This is a genomic window from Mycolicibacterium phocaicum, from assembly GCF_010731115.1.
Classification (GTDB): domain Bacteria; phylum Actinomycetota; class Actinomycetes; order Mycobacteriales; family Mycobacteriaceae; genus Mycobacterium; species Mycobacterium phocaicum.
Genome location: NZ_AP022616.1, coordinates 1,060,925 through 1,072,926, shown reverse-complemented (window position 1 = coordinate 1,072,926; position 12,002 = coordinate 1,060,925). Strand labels below are relative to the sequence as shown.

Below are 12,002 nucleotides of genomic sequence, written 5' to 3'. Positions count from 1 at the left end.
TGCGGCGTGGTAAGCCTGAACCGTGTCTGATGGCCTGTTCGACGTAGGCGATGCCGAGCCGGCATCGAGCTCCGTCGTGCAGGCGCCGCTGGCCGTACGGATGCGGCCGGCCGGCCTCGACGAGGTCGTCGGCCAGGACCACCTGCTCAAACCCGGTTCGCCGCTGCGCCGCCTGGTCGAGGGCTCGGGCGCGGCCAGCGTCATCCTCTACGGACCGCCCGGCACCGGCAAGACCACCCTGGCGTCGCTGATCTCGGGGGCCACCGGCCGCCGGTTCGAGGCGCTGTCGGCGCTGTCGGCCGGCGTCAAGGACGTGCGCGCGGTGATCGACGAGGCCCGCCGCAGCGCCATTCACGGCCGCCAGACCGTGCTGTTCATCGATGAGGTGCACCGCTTCTCCAAGACCCAGCAGGACGCCCTGCTCGCGGCGGTCGAGAACCGGGTGGTGCTGCTGGTGGCGGCGACCACGGAGAACCCGTCGTTCTCGGTGGTGGCACCGCTGCTGTCGCGGTCGCTGATCCTGCAGCTGCAACCGCTGACGGCCGACGCCGTGCGGACCGTCGTGCAGCGGGCGATCACCGATCCGCGCGGCCTGGGCGGTGCCGTCGACGTCGACGACGACGCCGTCGCGCTGCTGGTGACACTGTCGGCGGGCGACGCCCGGCGGGCGCTGACGGCGCTGGAGGTCGCGGCCGAAGCGGGCGAACGCGTCACCGTCGACGTCATCGAGCAGTCCCTCGACAAGGCCGCCGTGCGCTACGACCGCGACGGTGACCAGCACTACGACGTCGTCAGCGCGTTCATCAAATCGGTGCGCGGCTCGGACGTCGACGCCGCGCTGCACTACCTGGCCCGGATGCTGACCGCGGGGGAGGACCCGCGGTTCATCGCCCGCCGGCTGATGATCCTGGCCAGCGAGGACATCGGCATCGCCGACCCGACCGCACTGCCGACGGCGGTGGCCGCCGCGCAGACCGTGCAACTCATCGGGCTACCGGAAGCCCAGCTGACGCTCGCCCAGGCGACGGTGCACCTGGCGACGGCGCCGAAATCCAACGCCGTGACCGTCGCCCTCGGCGCGGCGATGGCCGACATCAGGGCCGGCAAGGCCGGCATGGTGCCCGCGCATCTGCGGGATGGGCACTATGCGGGTGCTGCCGCTCTCGGGCACGCCCAGGGCTACAAGTACGCGCACGACCACCCGGGTGGCGTTGCGGCGCAACAGTATCCACCCGATGAGCTGGTCGGGGTCGACTACTACCGGCCAACCCCGTACGGGGCGGAACGCGAGATCGCGGGCCGCCTGGAGAAGCTGCGCGCCATCATCCGGCGCAAGCGCTAAACCAGTTCCGGCACCCGCAGGTGCGCGATGACCAGATCGAAGGCGCAGTCGTCGATCTCCGTCGCGCCGGCGGTCCGCACCGATTCGACCTTCAGTGCGGTGGCCTGCGGCCAGTAGTCCTCCATCAACTCGCGGGTGCGGAACGACGCCGATGACACCGCACGGCCCGAGCCGCGGTCGACCAGCAGGCTGGCGCTGCAGAACCCGGGCAGATGCTCGATCTGGCGCAGCACCGTGTCGCGGTAGTAGTCGATGCCGGCCTCCATGAGATCCGGCGGCACGGTGAGCCACGTCGCGCGCACGCACGCGCCGTTGCCGCGTTCGCGGTGCAGCACGGCGATCTCCCACTCCTCGACCAGCGGGGCGCCGCCACCGAAGCGTTCGGCGGCCAGATTGCGGAGCCGGCGGCCCTCGCCGGCGCTGTAATGCAGGGCGTCCTCGGACTCCCACGCGCTGGTGGCGATGCACCGGCCGGATTCCCGGTCGACCATCAGAGACAGGCCGATCGACCCGGGAAGTTCCTGCAGCGTAGGCATGACCTCGTCGCGGATGTAGGCAGTGCCGGCATCGATCTGATCAGGGCGCGCCATCATCGTGGTAGAACGTGCGAACACGGTCCACCCCCTCGTTATTCAGGGCGGCGCTCCGGTGGCGCCACCGGATAGAGACAACTGTCCTCCGCGGCGCCGCGACGCACAATGGTTCTTGGGCGGGGGCGAAAACCGCACCCGGTACTGTTATGCGGGCAACTACCCGGTCGATGAAGGACAGCAGCACGTGCAGACACACGAGATCAGGAAACGATTCCTCGATCATTTCGTGAAAGCGGGCCACACCGAGGTGCCGAGCGCATCGGTGATCCTGGACGATCCGAACCTGTTGTTCGTCAACGCCGGCATGGTGCAGTTCGTGCCGTATTTCCTGGGCGACCGCACCCCGCCGTACGACAAGGCGACCAGCGTCCAGAAATGCATCCGGACGCCGGACATCGACGAGGTCGGAATCACCACCCGGCACAACACCTTCTTCCAGATGGCCGGCAACTTCTCGTTCGGCGACTACTTCAAGCGTGGCGCCATCGCGCTCGCCTGGGATCTGCTGACCAACCCGGTCTCCGAGGGTGGCTACGGCTTCGACCCCGAAAAGCTCTGGGCCACCGTCTATCTCGATGACGACGAGGCCATCGGACTCTGGGAGGAGATCGCCGGGCTGCCGCCCGAGCGCATCCAGCGCCGCGGCAAGGCCGACAACTACTGGTCCATGGGCATTCCGGGACCCTGCGGCCCGTGTTCGGAGATCTACTACGACCGCGGACCCGAGTACGGCATCGACGGTGGCCCCGAGGCCAACGAGGACCGCTACATCGAAATCTGGAACCTCGTGTTCATGGAGAACGAGCGCGGCGAGGGCACCAGCAAGACGGACTTCGAAATCCTCGGCCCGCTGCCGCGCCAGAACATCGACACCGGCATGGGTGTCGAGCGCATCGCGTGCCTGCTGCAGGGCGTCGACAACGTCTACGAGACCGACCTGGTCCGTCCCGTCATCGACAAGGTGGCGTCGGTGGCGCCCCGGCACTACGGCGCCGACAACCACGCCGACGACGTGCGCTACCGCGTCATCGCCGACCACAGCCGCACCGCCGCGATCATCATCGGCGACGGCGTCACCCCGGGTAACGAGGGCCGCGGCTACGTGCTGCGCCGCCTGCTGCGCCGCATCATCCGGGCCGCCAAGCTGCTCGGCGTCGAGCAGCCGATCATGTCCGACCTGATGGCCACCGTGCGCGACACGATGGGTCCGTCGTACCCGGAACTGGTCACCGACTTCGAGCGCATCAACCGCATCGCGGTCGCCGAGGAGGCCGCCTTCAACCGCACGCTCGCGGCGGGCTCGCGGCTGTTCGAGGACGCCGCGGCAGCCACCAAAGCCGCCGGCAAGACCGTCGTCTCCGGTAGCGACGCCTTCACGCTGCACGACACCTACGGTTTCCCCGTCGAGCTGACCCTCGAGATGGCGGCCGAAGCCGGCCTGTCGGTCGACGAAGAGGGCTTCCGCGGCCTGATGGCCGAGCAGCGCGCCCGGGCCAAGGCCGACGCCGCCGCCCGCAAGCACGCGCACGCCGATCTGTCCGCCTTCCGCGACCTGGTCGACGCCGGCCCGACCGAGTTCACCGGCTTCGACGAATTGACTTCCGAGGCAAGGATTCTCGGCATCTTCGTCGACGGCAAGCGGGTTCCCGTGGTGACGCACGGCACCGAAGGCTCCGACCGTGTCGAGCTCGTCCTGGATCGGACGCCGCTGTACGCCGAGTCGGGTGGCCAGATCGCCGACACCGGCTCCATCACCGGCACCGGCTCGTCGGCCACCGCCAAGGCCGCGGTCACCGATGTGCAGAAGATCGCCAAGTCGCTGTGGGTGCACACCATCAACGTCGAGTCCGGTGAGTTCGTCGAAGGCGACACCGTGACCGCTGCCGTCGACCCGACGTGGCGCCGCGGCGCCACGCAGGGCCACTCCGGCACGCACATGGTGCACGCCGCGCTGCGACAGGTGTTGGGCCCCAACGCCGGTCAGGCCGGTTCGCTGAACCGTCCGGGCTACCTGCGGTTCGACTTCAACTACCAGGGCGCGCTCAGCGACGAGCAGCGCACCGCGGTCGAGGAGGTCACCAACGAAGCGGTGCAGGCCGACTTCGAGGTGCACACCTTCAACGAGAAGCTGGAGAAGGCCAAGGCGATGGGCGCCATGGCGATGTTCGGCGAGTCCTACCCGGACGAGGTCCGCGTCGTCGAGATCGGCGGACCGTTCTCCATGGAGCTGTGCGGTGGTACCCACGTGCAGCGCTCTGCGCAGATCGGCCCCGTCACCATCCTCGGCGAGTCCTCGGTGGGTTCGGGTGTGCGTCGCGTCGAGGCCTACGTCGGTCTGGACTCGTTCCGCCACCTGGCCAAGGAGCGCGCGCTGATGGCCGGGCTGGCCTCGTCGCTGAAGGTGCCCTCGGAAGAGGTGCCCGCCCGCGTGGCCACGCTGGTCGAGAAGCTCAAGGCCGCCGAGAAGGAACTCGACAAGGTTCGCCTGGCCGGTGCCAAGGCCGCCGCCGCGAACGCCGCGGCCGGTGCCGAGCTGATCGGCAAGGTGCGCGTCGTCGCGCAGCGGATGGCCGGCGGCTTCTCCGGTGGCGACCTGCGCACGCTTGTCGGCGACATCAAGGGCAAGCTCGGCTCGGAGCCGGCGGTGATCGCACTCATCGCCGACGCGGGCGACTCGGTGCCGTACGTGGTGGCCGTCAACCCCGCCGCGCAGGACCTCGGATTGAAGGCCAACGAACTGGTGCAGCAGCTGGGCACCGCCGTCGGTGGTCGTGGTGGTGGAAAGGCCGATCTGGCACAGGGTTCCGGTAAGGGGGCAGCGGGTATCGACGCGGGTCTGGCCGCGCTACGCGCTGAACTGGGCCGGAGCTAGCTTTGGCCGATACCGACCGCATGCCCGACCGTCCCGGGACCGGTGACCCCGGTCGCGGTCGACGGCTCGGCATCGACGTCGGCACGGTGCGGATCGGTGTCGCGGTGTGCGACCCCGACGGCATCCTGGCGACTCCGCTGGAGACCGTGCGTCGCGACAAGACCGACAAGCACCTGGGCCGGCTGGTGAAGCTGGCCGGTGAGCAGGAGGCGGTCGAGATCGTCGTCGGATTGCCGCGCACACTGAAGGACAAGTCGAGCGCCTCGGCGCGGGATGCGATCGAGGTGGCCGACGCGCTGGCGGTTCGGGTGGCCCCGATCCCGGTGCGGATGGCCGACGAACGGTTGACGACGGTCACCGCGCAGCGTTCGTTGCGGGAAGCCGGAGTACGCGCGAAAGGCCAGCGGCAGATGATCGATCAGGTGGCAGCCGTCGGCATCCTCCAGAACTGGCTGGACATGCGCCGGTCGGTGCTGGCCGCCGCGGAGCGCGAGGCCGGCGAGTGACCCCGGCCGAGGACATGCGTCCCGACGCCCCGGGCGATGACGACGAGTGGGGCAGCAGCACCCGCATCAAGCCCGAATCGGTGGGCCGGCCCCGCCGCGGCATGAGCCGGGCCGAGCGGGTCCGCGCCGAGCGCAACCGCAAGCGCCGCCGGCGCCGCAGCGTCGTGGCGCTGACGGTGTTCATCGTCGTCGTGGTCGCCGCGGTGTTCCTCGGTTCGCGGCTGTGGCACGGCATCTTCGGGTCGGGCAACGACTACTCCGGTGACGGTGGCAGCGACCTCGTCGTCGAGGTGCACAACGGCGACTCGACCACCGCGATCGGGCAGACCCTGTTCGATCACGGCGTCGTCGCGAACGTGAAGACGTTCGTCCAGGCCGCCGAGGGCAACAAGGCGATGACCGAGATTCAGCCGGGCTTCTACAAGCTGCGGACCGAGATCTCGGCCGCCAACGCGGTGTCCCGGCTCACCGAGAAGAACAACCGGGTGGGCCGCCTGGTGATCCCGGAGGGCCGCCAGCTCGACGACACCACCGACGTCAAGACCAACAAGATCAACCAGGGCATCTTCAGCCTGATCTCGGCGGCCTCCTGCGTCGACCTGGACGGCAAACGCAAGTGCGTGTCCGCCGAGGAGCTGAAGAAGGCCGCCGGTGCCGCCGACGTCTCGGCGTTGCTGATACCGAGCTGGGCAGCGGGGCCGGTGAAGTCGCTGGGCGCCGACCACCGCAGGCTCGAGGGCCTCATCGCACCCGGCACGTGGAACGTCGATCCGGCCGGCACGCCGACGTCGATCCTGTCGGGCCTGATCAGCTCGAGCAGCCGCCAGTACGAGCAGGGCGGCCTGCTCGACGCCGGCGCGACCGCGGGCATGACGCCGTACCAGATTCTGATCGTGGCATCGCTGGTGCAGCGCGAGTCCAACCCGCAGGACTTCGCCAAGGTGGCCCGCGTCATCTACAACCGGCTGGCGACCCCGGACCATCGCCGGCTGCAGTTCGACTCGACGGTGAACTACCCGCTGGACCGGCAGGAGGTGGCCACCACCGACGCCGACCGCGAGCAGCCGACGCCGTGGAACACCTATGCGCGCGAAGGACTTCCGGTCACGCCGATCTGTTCACCCGGGGCGCCCGCCGTCGTCGCGGCGCAGGATCCGGCCCCGGGCGACTGGCTGTACTTCGTGACCATCGACCTGCAGGGCACGACGGTCTTCACCCGCGACTACCAGCAGCACCTCGCCAGCATCGAGCTCGCCAAACGCAACGGCGTGCTCGACAGTGCCCGATGAGGGCCGCGGTCCTGGGCTCGCCCATCGCACATTCGCGGTCCCCGCAGCTGCATCTGGCGGCCTACCGGGAGCTCGGGCTCACCGACTGGACCTACGACCGCATCGAGTGCACCGGGGAGCAGTTGCCGGGCCTGGTGGGCGGTTTCGGCCCGGAATGGGTCGGGGTGTCGGTCACGATGCCCGGCAAGTTCGCGGCGCTGCGGTTCGCGACCGAACGCACGCAGCGCGCTGAGCTCGTCGGCTCGGCCAACACCCTGGTGCGCGTCGACGGTGGCTGGCGCGCCGACAACACCGACGTCGACGGGGTCGTCGGCGCGCTGGGTGAGGTGTCCGGTGCGGCGGCGGTACTGGGCTCCGGTGGCACTGCGCCCGCGGCAGTCGTGGCCTTGGCTTCTTTGGGCATCACGGACGTCGCGGTGGTCGCGCGCAATGCCTCGAAGGCCGGGGCGCTCGTGGAGCTGGGGGAGCGGCTGGGCGTCGCGACCCGGTGGGTCGCCCTCGGCGAGAAGCTGAATTCCCTTGGCGTGGTGGTCAATACGCTGCCCGCCACGGTGGCCGGCCAGTTCTCCGGGACTGTGGCCGACACGGCGGTGCTGCTCGACGCCATCTACGACCCGTGGCCGACGCCGCTTGCCGCCGCGGTTGCCGCGGCCGGTGGCCGGGTGGTCAGCGGCCTGCAGATGCTGCTGAACCAGGCCTACGCGCAGGTGGAGCAGTTCACCGGGATGCCCGCGCCGCGCGAGGTGATGGCGGCGGCGCTGGCTGCGAGCTGAGTCTGGTCTGCGTCGAGGGTGCGTAAAGACCGTCAGATCCGCGTGTGAGGCGCTCTGATTGCACAGTCGTGAGCCACCGCCTGCTGGGCATAAAAGCACGAGCGCGTGAGACCACGGTCGTGGCAATTCAGTTCCGAGCGCCTGCCCGTGACCCGCGGCTCAGCTGGTAGAGCCGAAATTGGGGTCAAGAAGTACATGACTGCAATCGCGGTCGTGATCCACCGGGGGTTATTGAACTCAGGGACGTCGGCGAGCCTGGAAAGGTACCTGACTTCAATCATCGCGCGCCACGTTTCTCGTGAATGAAGCCACGTACTTTTCTGTGTGGCACCCGTGGCACATTCGTGTCGGGACGCCCGGCGCAGCGCACTTAGCCTCGAAACATGGGGGCGGGCTTGGCTATTGGTGCGTGGATGACCGCGCTGTGCGTCTACGACCTTCGTGAGCGCCGGTTGCCGAACTGGCTCACGTTGCCGGGCGCGGCGGTGATGCTGGTGGCTGGGGCGATGACGGGCAAGGGCATTGCCGCGCTGGCCGGGGCAGCCGCACTCTTCGGACTGTATCTCCTCATTCATGTGGTCAGCCCACGCGCCATGGGCGGCGGCGACGTCAAACTCGCGCTCGGTCTCGGCGCGCTCACCGGGATGTGCGGCGCCGATGTCTGGGTGCTCGCGGCGATCGGGGCGCCGCTGCTGACCGCGGTCTGTGCGGTGGTCGTCCTACTGCGGCGGCATGACCGGACCGTCCCGCACGGCCCGTCGATGTGCCTGGCGAGCGCCGCGGCCGTCGCGCTCGGTACCTTTGCCTCACCATGACCACCCGCGCCGCCACCACCGCTGACCTGCCTGCCATTGCCGACATCTACGCGCACTACGTCCTCAATAGCGTGGCGTCGTTCGAGCTCGAGCCGCCCGCGGCCGACGAATGGCAGGCGCGGTTCGCCAAGGTCACCGCCGCGGGCCTGCCGTTCCTGGTCGTCGAGCGCGAGGGCAAGGTCGCGGGGTACGCGTACTGCCTGCCCTGGAAATCACGGCCGGCCTATCAGGGCACGGTGGAGGACTCGATCTACCTGGCGCCGTGGGCCACCGGACAGGGCGCCGGCCGAGAACTGCTGGGCGCGCTGCTGGATGGCGCTCGCGCCGCGGGCGTGCGTGAGGTGATCGCGGTGATCGCCGACAGCGGCGACGCGTCGTCGATCGCGCTGCACAAGAAGCTGGGTTTCGACGAGGCCGGACGGCTGCGGCAGGTCGGTCACAAGCACGGCCGCGACATCGACACCGTGCTGCTGCAATGCAGCCTGGGCTGACGGATTTCAGCCGGTAAAGGCCCTCATGGGACAATGGGACACGTGTTGCGATGGACCACAGCAGGTGAATCCCACGGCCGCGCCCTGGTGGCCATGCTCGAAGGCATGGTGGCCGGTCTCTCGGTGACCTCGGACGACATCGCCACGCAGTTGCAGCGGCGTCGTCTCGGTTACGGCCGCGGTGCCCGGATGAAGTTCGAAAAGGACGAAGTCACGCTGCTCGGCGGCGTTCGGCACGGTCAGACGCTGGGTGGCCCGATCGCCATCCAGATCGGCAACACCGAATGGCCCAAGTGGGAGACCGTCATGGCCTCCGACCCGGTCGACCCGGAGGCGCTGGCCAACACCGCGCGCAACGAACCGCTGACCCGGCCCCGGCCCGGGCACGCCGACTACGCCGGCATGCTCAAGTACGGCTTCGACGACGCCCGCCCGGTGCTCGAACGCGCCAGCGCCCGCGAGACCGCGGCCCGCGTCGCGGCCGGCACCGTCGCCCGCGCGTTCCTGAAGCAGGCCCTCGGCGTCGAGGTCGTCTCGCACGTCATCTCCATCGGCGCATCGAAGCCTTACGACGGCCCCGTCCCGCAGCCCGAGGATCTGGCGGCCATCGACGACAGCCCGGTGCGTGCCTTCGACAAGGCCGCCGAAGAATCGATGATCACCGAGATCGAGGCCGCCAAGAAGGACGGCGACACCCTCGGCGGTGTCGTCGAAGTGGTGGTCAGTGGACTGCCCGTCGGGCTCGGCTCGTTCATCAGCGGCGACAACCGGCTGGACAGCCAGCTGGCCGCCGCCGTCATGGGCATCCAGGCCATCAAGGGCGTCGAGATCGGTGACGGCTTCGAGACCGCACGGCGCCGCGGCAGCGTCGCCCACGACGAGATCTACCCGGGCGCCGACGGCATCACCCGCTCCACCAACCGGGCCGGCGGTCTGGAAGGCGGCATGACCAACGGCCAGCCGCTGCGCGTCCGCGCCGCGATGAAGCCGATCTCGACGGTGCCGCGCGCGCTGGCGACCGTCGACATGGCCACCGGCGAAGAGGCCGTCGCCATCCACCAGCGGTCCGACGTGTGCGCCGTGCCCGCGGCGGGTGTGGTCGTCGAGGCCATGGTGGCGCTGGTGCTGGCCCGGGCCGCGCTGGACAAGTTCGGCGGCGACTCGCTGGCCGAGACCCGCGCCAACGTCGAGAACTACCTGCGTGCGGTGCATGAGCGCGAACCGCAGATGTCCGGATAGCTCGATGGCGCCCAAGGCTGTACTGGTCGGCATGCCCGGTTCGGGCAAGTCGACGATCGGTCGACGGTTGGCGAAGGCGCTGCAGGTGCCGATGCTCGACACCGACGCCAAGATCGTCGAGACCACCGGTCGCAGCATCGCCGACATCTTCGCCGAAGGCGAACCGGTGTTCCGCAAGATCGAGGCCGACGTGATCCGCGACGCGCTGGCCGAACACGACGGTGTCGTGTCGCTCGGCGGCGGTGCGGTGACCACTCCGGAGGTGCGCGAAGCGCTCGTCGGCCACACCGTCGTCTACCTGGAAATCAGTGCGGCAGAAGGTGTTCGGCGTACCGCGGGCGGCGGGCGTCCGCTGCTGGCCGGCGACGATCCGGGCGCCAAGTACCGCGAGCTGATGGCGCAGCGCGTGCCGCTGTTCCGGCAGGTCGCCACGCTGCGGGTGAACACCAACCGGCGCAATCCCGGCGCCGTGGTCCGCCACATCGTGCACCGGCTCGAGCAGCCACGCTGCGACGAGCACTCCCGGCGCCGCCGCCGCTCGGCATGGCGCCGGCTGCCCACGGTCCTGAACCCCGGACCGACCACCGAGGCCCCGCCGAGCCCTGCGGCACTGGCAAAACGATTGAAAGGCTCGCAGTGTGACTGACGCTGTCGTCGACCCCGTAGTTGTGAATGTGAACGTCGACCGGCCGTACCCGGTGATCATCGGGACGGGGCTGCTCGGCGACCTCGGCCGTGTCCTGCAGGGCCGGCACCGCGTGGCGATCCTGCACCAGCCGGTACTGACGCAGACGGCCGAAGCGATCCGTAGTTACCTGGCGGACAACGGAATCGACGCGCACCGCATCGAAATCCCGGACGCCGAGGCGGGCAAGGAACTGCCCGTCGTCGGGTTCATCTGGGAAGTGTTGGGGCGCATCGGGATCGACCGCAAGGACGCCATCGTCAGCCTCGGCGGCGGTGCGGCGACCGACGTCGCCGGGTTCGCCGCCGCCACCTGGCTGCGCGGTGTGGACATCGTGCACGTGCCCACGACGCTGCTCGGCATGGTCGACGCTGCCGTCGGTGGCAAGACCGGCATCAACACCGACGCCGGCAAGAACCTGGTCGGCGCCTTCCACCAGCCGCTGGCCGTGCTGGTCGACCTCGCGACGCTGGACTCGTTGCCGCGCAACGAGATCATCGCCGGCATGGCCGAGATCGTGAAGGCCGGCTTCATCGCCGACCCGGTGATCCTGGACCTGATCGAGGCCGACCCGGAGGCCGCGCTGGACCCCGCCGGCACCGTGCTGCCCGAACTCATCCGCCGCGCCATCGCCGTCAAGGCCGAGGTGGTCGCCGCCGACGAGAAGGAGTCGGCGCTGCGCGAAATCCTCAACTACGGACACACTTTGGCGCACGCCATCGAGCGGCGCGAGCGCTACCAGTGGCGGCACGGCGCCGCCGTCTCGGTGGGCCTGGTGTTCGCCGCCGAGCTCGGCCGGCTTGCCGGACGTCTCGACGACGACACCGCTGACCGCCACCGCCGCGTGCTCACCGCCCTGGGTCTGCCGGTCAGCTACGACGCCGACGCCTTCCCGCAACTGCTGGAGTCGATGGCGGGGGACAAGAAGACCCGTTCGGGCGTGCTGCGCTTCGTGGTGCTCGACGGGCTCGCCAAGCCGGGCCGACTGGAAGGCCCGGACCCCTCGCTGCTGGCGGCCGCCTACTCGGTGGTGGCGAAGGACTGAGCCGCGCTCAGTAGACGGGATTGAAAAAGTCGGTGCCGCCGACGGGGCATTCGACCTCGGCTTTCCACGTCGTGCCGGTCTGAATGCCCGGGAACCACAGGTTGTGGCTCTGGTTCGCCTGCAGCTGGAACGGCACCTTGTACACCGGCAGGTGCTTGACCGTCTGCCAGCCGAACCACGGCTCGGCGGAGTAGAAGCACAGGCCTTCGCTTCCGGTGGAGGTGATGTGGACCGTGACGCCCGCCGCGTCGCTTGCCGTATCGAGCACAGAAGCGGCGTGCGCGGTTCCTGTTCCGAGGCAGATCATCGCCAGGGCAGCTGCGGCGGTGACGGACTTCGTGCGGTTCATGGT

At 69.5% G+C, this 12,002-nt stretch carries 12 protein-coding genes; 10 read left to right on the top strand and 2 right to left on the bottom strand.

Annotated elements, in window-relative coordinates; genetic code table 11:
* Positions 1-22: 22 nt before the first annotated feature.
* Complete coding sequence (locus tag G6N46_RS05145; RefSeq protein WP_138249108.1) at positions 23-1,342, top strand: replication-associated recombination protein A; 1,320 nt, start codon at positions 23-25, stop codon at positions 1,340-1,342.
* On the opposite strand, the gene G6N46_RS05140 is transcribed toward G6N46_RS05145, so the two are convergent.
* Positions 1,339-1,956, bottom strand: a complete 618-nt coding sequence (locus G6N46_RS05140; protein ID WP_064859527.1) for an antibiotic biosynthesis monooxygenase — start codon at positions 1,954-1,956, stop codon at positions 1,339-1,341. The two genes, G6N46_RS05145 and G6N46_RS05140, sit on opposite strands and share 4 nt — an antisense overlap.
* 163 nt (positions 1,957-2,119) lie before the next feature.
* On the opposite strand from G6N46_RS05140, the gene alaS reads away from it, so the two are divergent.
* The 9 genes from alaS to aroB all read left to right on the top strand — a co-directional run bounded on the left by alaS (position 2,120) and on the right by aroB (position 11,650).
* A complete protein-coding gene (gene alaS, locus G6N46_RS05135; RefSeq protein WP_138249109.1) occupies positions 2,120-4,807 on the top strand; it encodes an alanine--tRNA ligase in 2,688 nt (895 codons plus the stop codon).
* A gap of 2 nt (positions 4,808-4,809) precedes the next feature.
* Positions 4,810-5,313: a Holliday junction resolvase RuvX gene (gene ruvX / locus G6N46_RS05130; protein ID WP_133426689.1), complete on the top strand. Its 504-nt coding sequence runs from the start codon at positions 4,810-4,812 to the stop codon at positions 5,311-5,313.
* A 14-nt stretch (positions 5,314-5,327) separates the two neighbouring features.
* On the top strand, positions 5,328-6,602 hold the full coding sequence (locus tag G6N46_RS05125; protein ID WP_133426809.1) for an endolytic transglycosylase MltG: 1,275 nt from the start codon (positions 5,328-5,330) through the stop codon (positions 6,600-6,602).
* Complete coding sequence (locus G6N46_RS05120) at positions 6,599-7,375, top strand: shikimate dehydrogenase (RefSeq protein WP_138249110.1); 777 nt, start codon at positions 6,599-6,601, stop codon at positions 7,373-7,375. Before G6N46_RS05125 ends, G6N46_RS05120 begins: the two co-directional genes overlap by 4 nt.
* A 383-nt stretch (positions 7,376-7,758) precedes the next feature.
* Positions 7,759-8,190 (top strand): prepilin peptidase, encoded by a 432-nt coding sequence (locus G6N46_RS05115; RefSeq protein ID WP_163692606.1) that lies wholly within the window; start codon positions 7,759-7,761, stop codon positions 8,188-8,190.
* Positions 8,187-8,681 (top strand): GNAT family N-acetyltransferase, encoded by a 495-nt coding sequence (locus G6N46_RS05110; protein ID WP_138249111.1) that lies wholly within the window; start codon positions 8,187-8,189, stop codon positions 8,679-8,681. Before G6N46_RS05115 ends, G6N46_RS05110 begins: the two co-directional genes overlap by 4 nt.
* A 42-nt stretch (positions 8,682-8,723) precedes the next feature.
* Positions 8,724-9,920 (top strand): chorismate synthase, encoded by a 1,197-nt coding sequence (gene aroC, locus G6N46_RS05105; RefSeq protein ID WP_061006704.1) that lies wholly within the window; start codon positions 8,724-8,726, stop codon positions 9,918-9,920.
* A 4-nt stretch (positions 9,921-9,924) separates the two neighbouring features.
* Positions 9,925-10,566, top strand: a complete 642-nt coding sequence (locus G6N46_RS05100) for a shikimate kinase (RefSeq protein WP_061006688.1) — start codon at positions 9,925-9,927, stop codon at positions 10,564-10,566.
* The gene (gene aroB, locus G6N46_RS05095) at positions 10,559-11,650 is read left to right on the top strand and encodes a 3-dehydroquinate synthase (protein ID WP_061009501.1); all 1,092 of its coding nucleotides are present in this window, start codon (positions 10,559-10,561) and stop codon (positions 11,648-11,650) included. Before G6N46_RS05100 ends, aroB begins: the two co-directional genes overlap by 8 nt.
* A gap of 7 nt (positions 11,651-11,657) precedes the next feature.
* On the opposite strand, the gene G6N46_RS05090 is transcribed toward aroB, so the two are convergent.
* A complete protein-coding gene (locus G6N46_RS05090) occupies positions 11,658-11,999 on the bottom strand; it encodes a hypothetical protein (RefSeq protein ID WP_138249112.1) in 342 nt (113 codons plus the stop codon).
* Between the last annotated feature and the right edge of the window lie 3 nt (positions 12,000-12,002).